This window comes from Flagellimonas sp. (genome assembly GCF_965222555.1).
Classification (GTDB): domain Bacteria; phylum Bacteroidota; class Bacteroidia; order Flavobacteriales; family Flavobacteriaceae; genus Flagellimonas.
This window is the reverse complement of sequence record NZ_CBDCUG010000001.1, coordinates 353490-369708: the sequence shown is the minus strand read 5'-3', so window position 1 is coordinate 369708 and position 16219 is coordinate 353490. Positions and strand designations below refer to the sequence as shown.

20 protein-coding genes and 1 tRNA gene are annotated in these 16219 nt (G+C 39.6%); 11 read left to right on the top strand and 10 right to left on the bottom strand.

The window, feature by feature from the left end:
* Positions 1–33 precede the first annotated feature (33 nt).
* The 4 genes from ACOQO1_RS01620 (at position 34) to ACOQO1_RS01605 (ending at position 3168) form a co-directional block, all read left to right on the top strand.
* Positions 34–1455, top strand: a complete 1422-nt coding sequence (locus ACOQO1_RS01620; RefSeq protein WP_420601114.1) for an MBL fold metallo-hydrolase — start codon at positions 34–36, stop codon at positions 1453–1455.
* A gap of 89 nt (positions 1456–1544) precedes the next feature.
* Entirely contained in the window at positions 1545–2177 is a 633-nt protein-coding gene (locus tag ACOQO1_RS01615) for a WG repeat-containing protein (RefSeq protein WP_420601113.1), read from the top strand.
* 71 nt (positions 2178–2248) lie between these two features.
* A complete protein-coding gene (locus tag ACOQO1_RS01610) occupies positions 2249–2782 on the top strand; it encodes a hypothetical protein (RefSeq protein ID WP_420601112.1) in 534 nt (177 codons plus the stop codon).
* An 11-nt stretch (positions 2783–2793) separates the two neighbouring features.
* Positions 2794–3168, top strand: a complete 375-nt coding sequence (locus ACOQO1_RS01605; RefSeq protein ID WP_420601111.1) for a GerW family sporulation protein — start codon at positions 2794–2796, stop codon at positions 3166–3168.
* A gap of 92 nt (positions 3169–3260) precedes the next feature.
* Here ACOQO1_RS01605 and ACOQO1_RS01600 read toward each other — a convergent pair whose 3' ends face one another.
* Positions 3261–3635, bottom strand: a complete 375-nt coding sequence (locus ACOQO1_RS01600) for a hypothetical protein (protein WP_420601110.1) — start codon at positions 3633–3635, stop codon at positions 3261–3263.
* Between the two features lie 113 nt (positions 3636–3748).
* On the opposite strand from ACOQO1_RS01600, the gene ACOQO1_RS01595 reads away from it, so the two are divergent.
* Genes ACOQO1_RS01595 through ACOQO1_RS01580 form a run of 4 tightly spaced genes read left to right on the top strand, consistent with a single transcriptional unit; the run spans position 3749 to position 7877 of the window.
* Positions 3749–4840 (top strand): site-2 protease family protein, encoded by a 1092-nt coding sequence (locus ACOQO1_RS01595; protein WP_420601109.1) that lies wholly within the window; start codon positions 3749–3751, stop codon positions 4838–4840.
* A gap of 1 nt (position 4841) precedes the next feature.
* Positions 4842–5933 carry an efflux RND transporter periplasmic adaptor subunit gene (locus ACOQO1_RS01590; protein ID WP_420601108.1) on the top strand — a complete coding sequence of 364 codons (1092 nt, stop codon included), beginning with the start codon at positions 4842–4844 and terminating at the stop codon, positions 5931–5933.
* Positions 5930–7192, top strand: a complete 1263-nt coding sequence (locus ACOQO1_RS01585; protein WP_420601107.1) for an ABC transporter permease — start codon at positions 5930–5932, stop codon at positions 7190–7192. The genes ACOQO1_RS01590 and ACOQO1_RS01585 overlap by 4 nt, the downstream gene beginning before the upstream one ends.
* A gap of 10 nt (positions 7193–7202) precedes the next feature.
* Positions 7203–7877 (top strand): ABC transporter ATP-binding protein, encoded by a 675-nt coding sequence (locus ACOQO1_RS01580; RefSeq protein WP_420601106.1) that lies wholly within the window; start codon positions 7203–7205, stop codon positions 7875–7877.
* 5 nt (positions 7878–7882) lie between these two features.
* Here the strand turns inward: ACOQO1_RS01580 and ACOQO1_RS01575 are convergent, their stop codons facing one another.
* From ACOQO1_RS01575 to ACOQO1_RS01565, 3 genes are read right to left on the bottom strand one after another with little or no spacing between them, the layout of a single operon-like run.
* Positions 7883–8857, bottom strand: a complete 975-nt coding sequence (locus ACOQO1_RS01575) for an MlaD family protein (RefSeq protein ID WP_420601105.1) — start codon at positions 8855–8857, stop codon at positions 7883–7885.
* Positions 8858–8863: 6 nt separating this feature from the next.
* Positions 8864–9643, bottom strand: coding sequence for an ABC transporter ATP-binding protein (locus ACOQO1_RS01570; protein ID WP_420601104.1), 780 nt, complete (start codon positions 9641–9643; stop codon positions 8864–8866).
* On the bottom strand, positions 9640–10422 hold the full coding sequence (locus ACOQO1_RS01565) for an MlaE family ABC transporter permease (protein ID WP_420601278.1): 783 nt from the start codon (positions 10420–10422) through the stop codon (positions 9640–9642). Before ACOQO1_RS01565 ends, ACOQO1_RS01570 begins: the two co-directional genes overlap by 4 nt.
* A gap of 149 nt (positions 10423–10571) precedes the next feature.
* Here ACOQO1_RS01565 and ACOQO1_RS01560 point away from each other — a divergent pair, with 149 nt between their 5' ends.
* Complete coding sequence (locus tag ACOQO1_RS01560; RefSeq protein ID WP_420601103.1) at positions 10572–10847, top strand: heavy-metal-associated domain-containing protein; 276 nt, start codon at positions 10572–10574, stop codon at positions 10845–10847.
* An 88-nt stretch (positions 10848–10935) separates the two neighbouring features.
* Here ACOQO1_RS01560 and ACOQO1_RS01555 read toward each other — a convergent pair.
* Positions 10936–11008: transfer RNA gene (locus tag ACOQO1_RS01555), tRNA-Lys, on the bottom strand.
* 126 nt (positions 11009–11134) lie between these two features.
* Between ACOQO1_RS01555 and ACOQO1_RS01550 the strand changes: the two genes are divergently transcribed.
* Complete coding sequence (locus ACOQO1_RS01550) at positions 11135–11650, top strand: shikimate kinase (RefSeq protein WP_420601102.1); 516 nt, start codon at positions 11135–11137, stop codon at positions 11648–11650.
* Here ACOQO1_RS01550 and ACOQO1_RS01545 read toward each other — a convergent pair.
* A complete protein-coding gene (locus ACOQO1_RS01545) occupies positions 11642–12139 on the bottom strand; it encodes a phosphoribosyltransferase family protein (RefSeq protein WP_420601101.1) in 498 nt (165 codons plus the stop codon). The genes ACOQO1_RS01550 and ACOQO1_RS01545 overlap by 9 nt on opposite strands.
* A gap of 37 nt (positions 12140–12176) precedes the next feature.
* A complete protein-coding gene (locus ACOQO1_RS01540; RefSeq protein ID WP_420601100.1) occupies positions 12177–12548 on the bottom strand; it encodes an RNA-binding S4 domain-containing protein in 372 nt (123 codons plus the stop codon).
* A 79-nt stretch (positions 12549–12627) separates the two neighbouring features.
* Here ACOQO1_RS01540 and ACOQO1_RS01535 point away from each other — a divergent pair, with 79 nt between their 5' ends.
* Entirely contained in the window at positions 12628–13641 is a 1014-nt protein-coding gene (locus ACOQO1_RS01535) for an FKBP-type peptidyl-prolyl cis-trans isomerase (RefSeq protein ID WP_420601099.1), read from the top strand.
* A gap of 55 nt (positions 13642–13696) precedes the next feature.
* Here the strand turns inward: ACOQO1_RS01535 and ACOQO1_RS01530 are convergent, their stop codons facing one another.
* From ACOQO1_RS01530 to ACOQO1_RS01520, 3 genes are read right to left on the bottom strand one after another with little or no spacing between them, the layout of a single operon-like run.
* Entirely contained in the window at positions 13697–14308 is a 612-nt protein-coding gene (locus tag ACOQO1_RS01530; protein WP_420601098.1) for an outer membrane beta-barrel protein, read from the bottom strand.
* A gap of 49 nt (positions 14309–14357) precedes the next feature.
* Positions 14358–15311 (bottom strand): transketolase family protein, encoded by a 954-nt coding sequence (locus ACOQO1_RS01525; RefSeq protein WP_420601097.1) that lies wholly within the window; start codon positions 15309–15311, stop codon positions 14358–14360.
* 16 nt (positions 15312–15327) lie between these two features.
* Positions 15328–16173: a transketolase gene (locus ACOQO1_RS01520; RefSeq protein ID WP_420601096.1), complete on the bottom strand. Its 846-nt coding sequence runs from the start codon at positions 16171–16173 to the stop codon at positions 15328–15330.
* Positions 16174–16219: the final 46 nt, after the last annotated feature.

Here is a 16219-nt window from a genome sequence, read left to right as displayed (position 1 = left end):
AAAGAGATAAATACGAATCAAAATGAACAGATCATGAAAATAGAACAGATATATACCGGATGTTTGGCGCAGGGAGCCTATTATATTGAGAGCAATGGTGAGGCCGCCATTATTGACCCATTAAGAGAGGTTGAGCCTTACATTAAAATGGCCGAAGAGCGGGGCGCCCAGATAAAATATGTTTTTGAGACCCATTTTCATGCTGATTTTGTTTCGGGACATATTGATTTGGCCAATAAGACCGGAGCACAAATTGTGTATGGACCAACGACCATGGAAACAGGGTTCAAGTTTATGTCTGGAACAGATGGGCAAGAGTTTAAGTTGGGAGATGCCACCATTCGCCTGCTGCATACGCCCGGACATACCATGGAAAGCAGTTGTTATCTGTTGATCGATGAAACCGGAAATCCCACTTCCATATTTACTGGTGATACCTTGTTCATTGGAGATGTAGGGAGGCCCGATTTGGCCCAAAAAGTGATTTCTGAACTTACCCAGGAAAAATTGGCCGGACTACTGTTTGATTCGTTACGAAATAAAATAATGCCATTGAATGATGATTTGATCGTATATCCAGGTCATGGAGCGGGTAGTGCCTGCGGAAAAATGATGAGCAATGAAACCACCGATACCCTGGGACATCAGAAACAGACGAATTATGCTTTAAATCCCTCGTTGAGCCGGGAAGAGTTTATAGATAGTGTTTTAACGGGGCTTACGCCACCCCCAGGATATTTTCCACAAAATGTCTTGTTGAACATCAGGGGATATGAAAACATAGACGAAGTAGTTAAAAAAGGCACAAAACCACTTACAGTGAAAGCCTTTGAGACGGCCAAAGAAGAAACCTGTGCTACCATCATTGATACCAGAAATGCCCAAGAATTTGCTCGTGGCTTCATTGAAGATTCCTATAATATTGGTTTGGATGGAAGTTTCGCCAATTGGGTGGGGACCACTATAATTGATGTGAAAACTCCTTTGCTGATCGTTACGGATGAAGGTAGGGAAGAAGAAGTTGCCACGCGTTTGGCACGCATAGGTTTTGATAATGCTTTGGGCTATCTAAAAGGAGGCATAAAAGCATGGCAAAAAGCTGGGAAACAGTTGGAACGGATAAAATCTATTTCCGTAGAACGATTGGCTTCGATCATGGAGGAAAAACACGTTAACATTATTGATGTCAGGCGAAAAAGTGAATACAATAGCGAACATGTACTTCATGCACTAAATATACCTTTGGATTATGTAAAGGATAGTCTTAGTGAAATAGACAAAAGAAAGATTTATTACGTTCATTGTCAGGGAGGTTATCGATCTATGGTATTTGTATCCATTTTAAGGTCAATGGGCTATGAAAACTTGATTGATGTCAAAGGAGGTTTCAACGCCATGAAAACCTCTGGGAAGTTTGATATCTCCAAATATGAGGCCCCGACTACAATGTTGTAATTAACAAAATTAGACCTTTCTTGAGTTGATCCTGATCATTTCGTATTGGGATACATCCACATATCTTGGTACAAGTAAATTTTTCAGTTATGAGGACTACAGGTATGTTTTTGGCAGCATTTTTTCTTTTGCAATTCCCAATAGTGGCTCAAGAAAAGTTGGAGGGTTTGGACGAAATCATGGGGTATAATGAAGGCCTTGCCGCTGTCCGCAAAGGAACCCAATGGGGGTTCATTAATGAGAAGGGAGAGCTTGCCATTGATTTTAGAGGTGACATTGTTTGGAATAAGGATGCAGATTCAAGAGATAAGGGATTATTAGGAATTAGATACCCTTCCTTTGAAAATGGGATGTGCCCGGTTCAAAAATTGGAAGATGAAATTCCAATTTATGGTTTTATCAATAAACAGGGAGAATTGGTGGTGGACTATCAGTTTTTGAACGTTTCATCCTTTACGAATGGGTATGCCACGGGGGTGTATTTCAATAAGGTTTTAAGAGGGACCAATGAGTTCAAGCTAAAGATTTATGACTTCAAATTTCATGATGTCCTAATCGATTCCAAAGGAAAGATCATCGAATTTTTTGACAGACGCTACAACATACAAATGACAAAAAAGCGGTATAAAATGCCGGCATTGCATGTCAAATATCTTTCCAATGATAGGGTTGCCATATTTATTGAAGGAAAAGGATGGGAAATCCGGAAAGTATTGCTTTAATACAACCATTTAATAGATTTTTATCCCACAGAAAATTTCTTGTGCCAAGTGATCCAGATCATTGAGCTTTCATGTCGCAACCACGTACTTTGCGAAAAGCTTTGATGATGTGGTGGATACTCCTTTTAACATTGCTTGTTCTTTTTGGGATCTACCTGTTGTTTGCACCATTGGTGCTGTTCATAGATACCAAAGACAACACCTATTTTTTAAAATTGAAGGGTTTGGCCAAAGCTAGTTTTGAACCGGACAAATTGGAATTTATCAAAATTAAACTCCGAATAGCTTTCATGAACTTTGACTTTTATCCTTTACGAAAAAGTCATCACTCCAAAAAAGAAAAAGTTGGAGAAAAAAAGCTCATTAAAAAACGCAATATTGGTATCAAACAAATTACGGCCTTGCTAAAGTCATTTAAACTTGAAAAGTTGTATTTGAATTTAGATACCGGCGATTTTGTCCTGAATGCCAAATTGTATCCAATATTTCATTTTTTGGATTACCGTGTGGGAAGGTTCAATATAAATTTTCAAGGAAACAACAGGATGGTTCTAATGGCAAGGAATAGGCCCATAAACATTATCAAAGTATTTATTAACTCATAAAAATTAAGGTCATGGAATTACATTTTGAAGAATTACTGAAACAGATTACAGATTTTATCAAATCTGAAGCAAACACCGATACTGTGATTGGAGAGCAGTTTGAACTTGGAGAGTTTAAATGTGTGCCGGTTATAAAGGTCGGAATGGGGTTTGGCTCCGGAGGAGGAGAAGGAACAGAAGCCAAAGGAAAAAAGGGTGAAGGTATGGGTGCCGGTGCCGGGGTAGGCATAGAACCTATAGGGTTTTTGGTGACCAAGGAGGACAAAATTTTCTTTGTGGAGTCTGGGAAGACACACGGTCTTTCAGCGGCTATAGAAAAGGTTCCAGAGATGGTTACAAAATTAGTCGAGACTAGAAGTAGGGAAAAAGAAAAGGAAACGGTCTAACCATTTTGAAATCACTTTCTTTGGAGAAATAGGAGAGGAGGCTTAAGCCTCCTCTTTTTTGTTGTGTTATGGAGATGTATGTTCCATGGAATTTATCCGAAACCTTTGCTTAGTAGAAAAGCACCCAAAAACAGTAATAACACGTAAAATACTTGGAAAAACTTGACATTTTGGAACTGCAGCCATTCTGCCGATTTCGTGGGAAATGTAAAAAGAACGATGCCAGAGAACATGGAAACCCAACCGATCAGGGTAATTAACAATCTCCAGTCATTTGCCCAAATATTATGGAATAAAATGTTCAGTATTCCCATAATAATGGCCATAAAGGCGGTTATCAATAAAAACTTGGGGTCTTTTAAGTAGCCGAAAATGTTATGGATGCGTTTTGGATTAAATACCAGTACCACAAAAAAGATGATCAGGTACAATCCCCAAAACTTTGCCAATAGTATTGATGTTTCCATACGTCTTCCAGTTTGCGAGCTATAGCAAAAGTAACCTTCTGATATACCATGGGTTATGATTTTTGTCATTTCCGATATTGGTGGATGTACCTAATTTCACTAAAACTTCAAATATGAAAGGTGTACTCAAATTGGGCAAGGTATCCGACATTGGAATAGAAGTCCATTGGACTTTTAGCTTACTATTGCTATGGGTCGCCTTTTTGGAAATACAAAGAGGGGGTAACGCAACATCCATTTTTATGAACATGGCTTTGGTGGTAGTGCTCTTTTTTTGTGTGGTGCTGCACGAACTTGGCCATGCCCTCACGGCTAAAAAGTTTGGAATAGGTACAAAACAGATTACGCTTTTGCCTATAGGTGGAGTTGCATCGTTGGAAAAAATTCCTGAGAAACCTGCTCAAGAATTACTGGTTGCCCTTGCAGGACCGGCGGTAAATGTTTTGATTGCCATGGTTTTGTTATTGTTTATTCCATTGCAAAGTTATCTGGGTTTGGATGTTGAAGCTTTGAATCAACTTGTGAATGCACCGGACTTCCAGACTTTTCTTTTCTTTCTTTTTGTTGCCAATGTAATGTTGGTGGTCTTTAATATGATTCCTGCCTTTCCCATGGATGGAGGTCGAGTTTTTAGGGCTTTGTTGACCTTTAGATTGGGCCGCGTAAAAGCTACGGAAGTGGCCTCTGGACTTGGTCAAATCTTGGCGGTGCTCTTTTTCATACTTGGTTTGATGCTGAATCCTTTTTTGATCCTCATTGCACTGTTCATTTTCTTTGGGGCATATGGTGAAAATCAAATGGTAAAACAAGGGGCTCTACTTAAAGGGCATTTGGTTGAAGAAGCCATGCTCACCAATATCACCATATTGAATCCATCTACAACGGTGGAAGAAGTCATTGCAATTTTACTTAAAGGGACCGAAAAACACTTTTTGGTTGCTGAACAGAATGAAATTATGGGAACTGTGGACCACAGAGCGGTATTGAAACATGCCAAAGAAGCCCAACGCCCCGTAATTGAGATCATGAAAAAGGAAGTGGATCAGGTTGAAGCCTCTACCGAAATCTGGACGGCATTTGAAATGTTAGCGAAGAAAAACATTGAACTTTTGGCGGTGACCAAAAAAAAGATACTGGTCGGTGCTATTGACAGAACTAATATTGGAGAATTTATACTCTTGCAAACCAATCTATCCGCACAGTAGAATGAAAAACTTTAGTCACCTTGTAATAGCTTTTTTGATACTGCTTTTTTGGGGATGCGGTAATGAGGATGAGAAAAAGCTTCCCAAAAAGACCAAAATCACGGAATCGGTATATGCCTCTGTGACCATTCAACCGGATAGTCTGTACCAAACCTATGCCATTGTTGCTGGAATTTTGGATAAAAACCTCGTAGAAGAAGGGGATATTGTGGAAAAAGGGCAGCCCATTCTTCAGATTATCAACAACACTTCTAAATTAAGCTCAGAAAATGCCAGACTGACCTATGAACTGGCCAAGGAAAATTACAATGGCTCGGCAGCTATTCTCAAGAGCATTGAAGATGAGATTGATGCTGCAGTTTTAAAGTTTACCAATGATTCCATCAATTTCTTCAGGCAACACAACCTATGGAGTAAAAAGATTGGCTCAAAAGCGGACTATGACAATAAAAAACTTGCATTCGAGCTTTCAAAAAACAACCTACAAGTATTGAAGAGCAAACATGATAGGACTAAAAAAGAACTATCCACGCAACTTCAACAGGCGGAGAATATGTATCGAACTTCGCAAATTGCTACAGAGGATTTCACCGTGACCAGTAAAATATATGGGAAGGTATATGCCCTGTTCAAGAGTCCCGGGGAGATTGTGACCACAATGGAACCCTTGGCTTCGGTAGGACGAAGTAATGAATTTGTAATAGAAATGTTGGTGGATGAGGTGGATATTGTGAAGATACGGACTGGGCAGAAGGTAATCATATCCCTGGACGCATATAATTCCAAAGCTTTTGAGGCCAAAGTGGACAAGATTTATCCCAGAAAGGATGAACGCTCACAGACCTTCACCATTGAGGCTGTTTTTTTGAATCCACCAGAGGTCTTGTATCCCGGATTGGCAGGGGAAGCCAATATAATAATTGCCGAAAAATTGGAGACACTGGTAATTCCAAAGGAATATTTGATGGATGGAAACCAGGTTTTGACCGAAGATGGCCCCATTGCTGTTACTGTTGGCCTACAAAGTTTGGATCAAGTTGAAATCACATCGGGATTAGATGCAGAAACCTATATTCTAAAACCGGAAAGATGATCAATTGGAAGGTGATATTGGGCATTGCCAAAACCCATTTGGTTACCAAAATGAAGTCCACCGTGACCGCATCCTTGGGAGTTACCTTCGGGATAGGCGCCTATATTACCTTGGTGAGCTTTATGACAGGCCTCAACAAAATGTTGGATGACCTTATTCTCAATCAAACTCCAGACATTCATTTGTATAATGAGATTGAACCTTCGGTAAAACAACCCATTGCTTTTTTTGAGGAGTATACCGATGCATTCAATATTGTCCATTCCATCAAACCCAAACAGAGTCAGACCAAAATCCATAATGCATTACCAATTTTAAGTCATTTGCGAAAGGATGAATCAATTAGGGGAGCTACTCCGCAGATTCGCACCCAGATTTTTTATTTATCCGGCTCCATAGAACTAGGGGGTAACCTTGCCGGGATTGATGTGATGGAAGAAGTCCGTCTATACAATATGAACGATTATATTGTCAAGGGAACGCCAGAGGCCCTTCAAAACACGGAAAATGGAATTTTATTGGGGGCAGGGGCGGCCAAAAAGATGTCCTTGGATGTAGGTGATAGAATACAGATCAGCACCGTAAAGGGGGATGTTTTTCCTTTAAAGATTGTAGGTATTTATCAAAGTGGAATTTCAGATGTAGATAATATTCAAAGCTTTGCAAAGCTCAAAACCGTGCAACGCATCTTGGGTGAAGCAGAAAACTACATTACGGACATTAATATTAAACTGTTCAACATGGATTTGGCGGTTCCCATGGCAAGGCAATTGGAACAACAATTTAAGATTAAGGCTACGGACATTAAGGAGGCCAATGCTCAATTTGAGGCGGGAACCACTATTCGGAATCTGATTACCTACTCCGTTTCCATTACCCTTTTGATTGTGGCAGGGTTTGGAATCTATAATATTCTGAACATGCTGATCTATGAAAAAATGAAGGATATTGCCATTTTAAAGGCTACAGGGTTTTCCGGTTTGGATGTACAACTGATTTTTATGAGCCAGGCAGTGCTGATTGGGGTCATTGGGGGATTAAGCGGTCTGGTCATTGGATTTGGCCTTTCAAGGTTGATAGATAATGTTGCTTTTGAAACCGAAGCGCTTCCAACCATAACCACTTATCCCATAAATTATAATCCGTGGTTTTATGTCATCGGAATCACCTTCGCTTTGATCTCCACTTTTGTTGCAGGTTATCTGCCGTCGAACAAGGCAAGGAAAATAGACCCTGTCCGAATAATCAGGGGTACTTAAACCAGAGGGAATGGGACTAGTTTTAAAAGCGGAAAAAATCAACAAACACTTTAAGAAACCAGTACTGTTCCATGTACTTAAAGACATAGGTTTTGAGGTGAAAAAAGGTGAATTTGCTTCCATAATGGGCAAATCAGGTTGCGGAAAGTCTACGCTGCTATACATTTTGTCCACAATGGATACCGATTATGAAGGAAAGTTGTTCTTGAACAATGAGCTGGTAACAGGAAAGCCCCAGAAAGAACTTTCAAGGATACGCAACAAGCATATTGGGTTTGTATTTCAATTCCATTATTTGCTTTCGGAGTTCAGCGTACTGGAAAATGTAATGCTGCCCGCCAAAAAATTAGCGGAAAAAACGGATGTTGAAATTGAGCATAATGCTATGGAAAAATTAAAAATGCTCAACATTGGACATTTGGCAAAGAAAAGGGCCTCAAGAATCTCCGGAGGAGAAAAGCAACGGGTCGCTATAGCACGAGCATTGATCAATGATCCGTCCATATTAATGGGAGATGAGCCCACAGGGAATCTGGATAGCTATAATTCTGAAAATGTGTTCCAAATATTCAAAAAACTCAAGGAAGAGCAGGGACTTTCCTTGTTGGTGGTGACACACGATATGGACTTTGCCGAGCGAACGGATAGAATAATTGAAATGGAAGATGGTAGCGTTGTCAATTAGGGGGCTTACTCTTTTTTTCTGCTTTCTTTTTCTTGTCTTTTGAAATACCTGCGGGTTAAAAAATTGTGTTTTAATGCTTCCATGTTCTCATTGAAACGTTCCGTGCCTTGTTCAATATTATCCATTGTTCGTTGCAATTGGTTTGCCAATAAGGTGTCTTTCACCAATAAATTTACGGTACCCTTTCCTTCCTTCATTTGATTGACCGTTCCGTTAAGATTCTGCAAAAGACTGTCCATAGCAACACTTGAAGTTTCCATATTTTGAATGGTTTTTCTCATTTTTTGAGCCATTAGTGAATCGTTGAGCAAAACCCCGGCAACACTTTCTTCCAGATCAATGGCTTCTATGATAGAATTAAGTTCCTTCATCGCCGAATTGGCCTCAACACTGGTATATTTTAGATTGACCACGATTTCTTGAAGATTTTGTGCCATTAGGGTATCGTTCAACAGTTTTCCGAGAGTACCTTCTCCATTTTTTAAAGATTGGGTGACCTTGAGTAAATCTGCCGTGAGCAAGGCTGCATTTTGATTAGTGACATTTAAGGTGCTCAACATATCTTCAGCACCAATACGACTGTACGAATCTATTTCTTCTCCGCTGCCAACAACTTCACTTGCCCCTTTGCCCGGAATAATGTTTACAATCATACTTCCCACCAATCCATCTGAACCGATAGTCGCAATGGCATCTTTTTTAATATGTCTGTGCATTTTTTCCTCAATGGACATGCGTACCCTAATGGTGCTGTCATTTTCCATTTCAATGCCCTTTACGGTACCCACAACGATTCCTGAATACCGCACATTGTTACCCAGTTGAAGTCCATTTACATTATTGAAAACCGTTGTAACAGTAAAAGTCTTGCTAAAAAGGCTTTGATTATTGCCAATTAGGTAAGAAGCAATAATGATCAAAGCGGTTCCGAGTACCACAAAAAAACCAAGCCTTGTTTTTTGAGCGTTTGTCCTTGCCATATTGTATCATTTAAAAAAGGCCCGGACCTTTGGGTCGGTTACCTTTGAAAGTTCCTTAAATGTTCCTTCAGCATAGTTTATGCCATCTACCAGCAAAATCATCCGGTCCGAAATTACCCGTGCACAGTCCACATCATGTGTTATGATCAGAGAGGATGTTTTGTACTGCTCCTGTATACGAAGCATGAGTTCTATGATTTCTTTTGATGTTATCGGGTCGAGCCCGCTGGTTGGTTCATCATAAAGAATAATTTTTGGTTGCATGATCAGGGTTCTGGCCAGAGCAACCCTTCTTTTCATTCCTCCGGAAAGCTCACTGGGCATTAAATCCACAGTATGAGCCAATCCAACATTTTCCAAAGCCTCCATGACCCTTTTCTCAACATTCAAAGCCCCATCAAATTTGTCTTTGTGCCTTCGCAAGGGAAATTCTAGATTCTCCCGAACGGTCATTGAATCGTACAGGGCACTTCCCTGAAACAAAAAGCCTACATCCGTCCGTAGTTCATCCAAAGCGGTGCGGTCCAGGCCCTTCAAATCTTTTCCCATGACATTTACGCTACCACTGTCGGGAGACATCAAACCGACAAGGCACTTGATCATGACTGATTTACCTGATCCGGATTTGCCCATAATCACCAAATTTTCCCCTTTGAAGAGTGTCATGTTGAATCCATTGAGCACATGATTGTCCCCAAAGCTCTTTTGAAGCTCTTTAATGTCGATTATCTTTTCACGCTGTGTAACCTGGGAATCCTTATCGATTATTTCTATTTCCTCCTTCATAATTCATAAAAAATATCGGATATGAAAACTGCAATCAAATCCAAGATGAAAATGAGCATGGAGGCCATGACCACAGCGGTGTTTGCCGCTTTGCCTACGCCAACAGTGCCTTTTTTACAGTAATAACCCTTATAGCATCCTACCAAACCAATGGCAAAACCAAAAAAGAAGGATTTGATGGTAGCTGGGATTAAATCTCCATATTGTAGGGAATTGAATACTTCGTTAAAATATAGTTGGAATGACACATTGCCCTTATAATATTCTACCAGCGAAGAGCCATAAAGGGCCAACATATCTCCAAAAATTACAAGTAAAGGCACCATAAGTGTTGTGGCCACCACCCTGGTAACCACTAGAAACTTAAAAGGATTTGTACCGGAAACCTCCATGGCGTCAATTTGTTCTGTAACTCGCATTGAACCTAATTCAGCACCCATTCCCGAGGCTATACGTCCGGCACAAATAAGCGCTACGACCACTGGACCGATTTCCCTCACTATTGAAATGCCTACCATATCCGGCATCCACGAAACTGCTCCAAACTCTTGCATGGTTGGTCTGGTCTGTAAGGTCAGTACCAGTCCAATAATAAAACCGGTAATCCCAACCAATGGGGTGGACCTGTTGCCAACATTGTAGCATTGGCGCAATAACTCATTAAATTCAAATGGAGGTTTAAAAACTTCCTTGAAGAAACGGCCAACGAAGTAGGAAAGGCCACCAACCTGCCTCAGAAAATCAATGACATTATTTCTTATTTGAGCTGTAATGGTCATACCTATATCCTTGAAAACATGGGGTATTATCAAATATACCGATGGATATATCCGACTGAAATGACAATTATCACGAACTCCAATGACACTTGTCATTTTTTGGGGATTGAAACGATATTACTTTGCTGTTCTTATTAATTTGATATAAAATGAGGACAACAGTAAAAATTCAGAATTTGAAATGTGGAGGTTGTGCAAATACCGTCAGCAAAAAAATAGGCTCTCTAAAAAATATTGAAGATGTTTTTGTCAATGTGGAAACTCATGAGGTTTCTTTTGGATATGGGAGAAGTGAAGATTTTAAGGTGGTAAAGAAGGAACTTTCAAAGCTTGGCTATCCATTGGAGGGGGAGAACAACCCGAAAATCAGTCAAGCTAAATCTTATGTGAGCTGCGCTATTGGACGCTTAAGTAAAGAAAACTAGGTTATGAAAGGATGTATTACCGTAAGTATGATGTAAATAAAAAGCCCATAATTTATGGGCTTTTTAATAATCTGTGAAGTTTTAAAAGTGACCTGACTGGGGCTCGAACCCAGGACCCTCTCCTTAAAAGGGAGATGCTCTACCAACTGAGCTATCAGGTCTTCCAAAAAAATTAGAACAAGTATCTGTTGCTCTAAGCGGGTGCAAATATAATATCAATAATCTATTTTGCAAGATGATTTAATGATAAATTTGTGTTTTTTTGAAATCACTTTTAAATCTTACAAATGAAAGTAGTTTTAGTGGGCTATATGGCAAGCGGTAAGTCATCCGTTGGGAGGTTGTTAGCCAACGAATTAGACGTAGAGTTTATTGATTTGGATACATATATTGAAAAGGAGCAACAAAAATCGATTGATACAATTTTTTCTGAAAAGGGAGAGATCTTTTTTAGAAAACTGGAAAATGAAATGTTACAAAAGGTTTTGAAAGAGCATGAATCCATACTTCTTTCCACGGGTGGGGGCACACCATGCTACGGTAATAATATTGAAACTATTTTAAATAACTCAGACCACTCTATTTATTTGCAATTATCTGTTTCTGCCCTAGTGGAAAGAATTTCAAATGAAAAAGACCAGAGACCTTTGGTAAAAGATCTTCAAGATGACGAACTGCCAGAATTTATAGGAAAACACCTTTTTGAAAGAAGACAATATTACGAGCAGGCCAAACACATTGTTGGCAATGAAAAAAAAACAGTGGAAGAGGTGGTATCCGAAATTAAGGAATTGTTACTCTAAATAAACTGCATCATTTCTGGTTTCAAACTCCACTCTAATGTGCTCATGCAATGATGTGGATAACGAAATGCCCTTATAATCTGCTTTTATAGGATATTTTTTGTGATTTCTATTTACCAAAACAGCAGTTTTTAACTGTTTTATTGGAGTTCTTAAGAAATGGTGGGCGCCATAAATCAATGTTGTGCCAGAATTAAGTACATCATCCACAAGAACTATGGATTTGTTTTTGTAGGCATCTTCAGAAATCGAAATGTTGACACCGCTTTGTAAAGGATTCTTTTTATCCATTTTCATATTGCACAATACAATATTGGCCTCAGTTATTTTTTTTAAAACCGCGGCTATCTTTTTGGCAAAAAGCGAACCACTACCATCGATTCCAGCAATAATTATTTCTTTTTCATCAACATTTGCCTCATAGATTTGATATGCAATACGCTTGGCGATATGCTGAACTTGATCGTGGGTCAGAATTCGATTCTCCATAAATTAAGGATATAAGTACCAAAGATAAAGAAACCAATTATTCAGACTCATCCAAATAACCATCAATATCCCTTCGGTCTTTTTTGGTTGGGCGCCCCAATCCTTTTTTTCTATAATGCTCTTTGGCATGCTTAAGCATATCACTATGCTCAAAAGCTTCTTTGGGAGTGGTATTCTTTCTATAAATATCTACCAGTTTTGCCCCAACACGACTTTCTGGTATGTCCAATACAATAAGTTGGTGCTCAATTTGGTTCTTTCTCACCACAACTTTGTCCATAGGATATATCTCCCTAGAAGGTTTTACAACGCTCCCATTGACTTTTATATGGCCTTTTTTAACAGCATTGGTAGCAACGTTTCTTGTTTTGTAGTATCTAATACACCAAAGGTACTTGTCTATTCGCATAAACTCTGCAAATCTTTGTTAATGCAATAAGCAAAAATAACTGAAAATTGTATCTTGCGCAGCTAAAATAATATACTTGATGAAGTACGGTTTTTTTGTTTGTTTGTTTTCAGTGGTATTACTTTCTTCATGCAACAATGATGATGATGGGGGTGTCACTACCGTTCCGCCAAGATTGCTGGCGGAAGTGGCTCCAGAAAATGATGATGAGATAAAGGAATTTTTGGATACCCACTTCTACAACTATGATGAATTTGAAAATCCACCTGCAGGTTTTGATTACAGAATAAAAATTGATACCATAGCAGGCTCTAATTCCGGAAAACGACCGTTGGCCGAATTTGTTGAAAGTACTGTGGTCAAAATTTCATCAACAGAATTGTTATTGAGTGAAGAGGAAAATGATATTCCCCACACCCTTTATTACCTTTCTGCCAGACCCACTATGGAAGAACTTGATGCCATACGGACTGCTGGAGATTGTGAGGAATGTTTTCCAACCGTGGCAGACTCCGTATTTGTGAGGTATGAGGGAAAACTTTTGAACGGTACCTCGTTTGATGCTTCTTTAAACAACCCAGTTTGGTTTGATCTGGCAAGATTGCAAGATCTTACACAAGGATTCAGAGGGTTTGCAGAAGGGATTCCCAATTTTAAAAAAGGAAGTACGATAACTGAAAATCCGGATGGCACAGTAACAGTGGATGAGTATGGTGTTGGACTTATTATCTTTCCTTCAGGTTTAGCTAATTTTAATAGATCCCAAGGGTTGATTCCGCAGTATACTCCATTGATGTTCTCTATAGATTTGTTTACTCTAAATAGAACAGATCATGATGGTGATGGCATCCCATCTATTGATGAAGACGTTAATGGTAATGGTTATTTGTATGATGACAATACAGATTCACAAAGTGAAATAGATGCAGGATTAAACGTAAGATTTGCCAATTTTCAAGATGCGGACGATGACGGGGATGGGGTATCCACTAAAAATGAAATATCCGATGACAACGGCAAAATCATTGGCCCTCCATATCCAGATTCCAATAATGATGGAACTCCGGATTATTTGGACCCAGATGTCAACTGATAAAAATAAAAAAGGCCACTTTTAAGTGGCCTTTTTTATTTTATGTAATCCTTTTTTACAATTTTAAAGACAAAGCAAAAATTACCTGCGAAGGTCTGGAATCAACACGTCCAGTAATATCAGTAATGTTGTTGGAAACAATTCTGGCTTCATTCTCTGAGAACCCACGCTCATAGCGAACATCCAATCCAATCTTTCCTAGGTTTACGCCAACACCCGCATTTAGACCAACTGAAAAATCATTTTCAACATCTTGAACTTCAATGTTTCCTAGGTCATTGCTCAGGACATATTGGAATGCTGGTCCAGCAAAAACATGTAATGGTCCAACAATTTTAACGCCTATCAATACCGGAAGATCCAACTTGGATAGGTCATAATCATTGGAGCTGTTTTCAACATTATAGGAACTCTTGGTTTTTGAGTAGACCAATTCGGGACGTATGTACATTTTAGGAAAATCCAATTTTCCCCAAAAACCAAAATGATATCCCGACTTTCCTTCCGCACCTTCAGTAATATTCTGACCGGCATCACCAACAGAGCCTATCAAATCTCCATTTTTGTTGTAGCTGAGTCCAGCCTTAATACCAAATCCTGTTCCGCTTTGGGCAAATGCAGCTGTACCCATAAGGGACAACACTGCTACTAGAAGTGTTTTTTTCATAAGTGTTTCGTTTTAATAGATTGAAGAATATCAAAGATGATACCGAAAACTATTTTCGTTTCAACACTTTTAAAACGGCAGCCTCAATGGCTTTATTGTTCAACCCATATTTGTCCATAAGCTGGTCTGGGGTTCCACTTTCACCAAAAGTATCCTTAGTGGCTACAAACTCTTGTGGTGCAGGATGATGGGATGAAAGAACTCTAGAAACACTTTCTCCAAGACCTCCTAAATAATTATGCTCTTCGGCAGTAACAACGCATCCGGTTTTCTTTACTGAGGCCAAGATAGCCTCATCATCGAGGGGTTTGATTGTATGAATGTTAATTACTTCCGCCGAAATACCTTGTTTTTCCAAATTTTCAGCAGCAATCAACGATTGCCAAACCAAATGTCCTGTGGCAATAATGGTTACATCTGTCCCTTCACTGAGCATCAAAGCCTTTCCAATCTCAAATTTTTGGTCAACAGGAGTAAAATTGGCCACTTTTGGCCTTCCAAACCTAAGATAAACAGGTCCCTCATGCTCTGCAATGGCAATTGTTGCCGCTTTGGTCTGGTTAAAATCGCAAGGATTTATTACTGTCATGCCTGGTAACATTTTCATAAGACCGATGTCTTCCAGAATTTGGTGTGTTGCGCCATCTTCTCCCAAAGTTATACCTGCGTGCGAAGCACAAATTTTTACATTTTTACCCGAATAAGCTATGGATTGACGGATTTGGTCGTACACCCTGCCCGTAGAGAAATTTGCAAAAGTACCCGTAAAAGGAATTTTACCTCCGATGGTCAATCCTGCTGCAATGCCCATCATATTGGCCTCGGCAATTCCAACTTGGAAAAAACGCTCTGGATTTTCATCAATGAACGTTTGAATCTTAAGTGATCCAACCAAATCGGCACAAAGTGAAACAACATTTGGATTAGTTCTTCCCAGTTCGGTCATTCCTGCTCCAAAACCACTTCGGGTATCCTGTTTTCCTTGATCTATATATTTTGTCATGTTTTTTTCTTACGAATTAATAGTCACCTAAAGTTTCTGGGTTTTGTCCTAATGCAATTTCCAATTGTTCATCACTTGGGGCCTTTCCGTGCCATGCATGGGTATGCATCATAAAGTCAACACCGTTGCCCATCTCCGTAGTCATCACAATACATACCGGCTTGCCTTTGCCTGTCCTGGATTTAGCCTCTTTCAATCCTGCAATTACTTGCTCTAGGTCATTTCCATTTTCAATCTCTAAAACATCCCATCCAAACACCCTAAATTTTTCGGCAACATCTCCAAGAGGAAGCACATCTTCCGTATTACCATCAATTTGTTGGGAGTTTCTATCTACGGTGGCAATGAGATTATCAACTTTATTACCGGCGGCGTACATAATAGCTTCCCAATTTTGGCCTTCCTGCAATTCACCATCTCCGTGTAAGCTATAGACCAAATGATTATCGCCATTCAGCTTTTTCGCTAAAGCGGCTCCAATGGCCACAGACATCCCTTGTCCCAAGGATCCTGAAGCTATACGAACTCCTGGTAAGCCCTCATGGGTTGTGGGATGACCTTGAAGGCGAGAATCTATCAGCCTAAAGGTGTTGAGCTCTTCAACAGGGAAATATCCCCTTCTTGCCAAAACGCTGTAATACACGGGAGAAATGTGTCCATTGGAAAGGAAGAAGAGGTCTTCGCCATGACCATCCATATCAAAACCATCCTTTAATTCCATAATTTCATTATATAGTGCTACAAAAAATTCGGCACAGCCCAAGGAACCCCCTGGGTGTCCTGAATTTACCTTATGCACCATTCTTAAAATGTCCCTCCGGACCTGGGTCACTAAATTCTCTAATTCTTGCGTGTTCGGCATCGTATTAATTTTATGGCGTCAAAAGTAACGGCATTAACATTGTTAA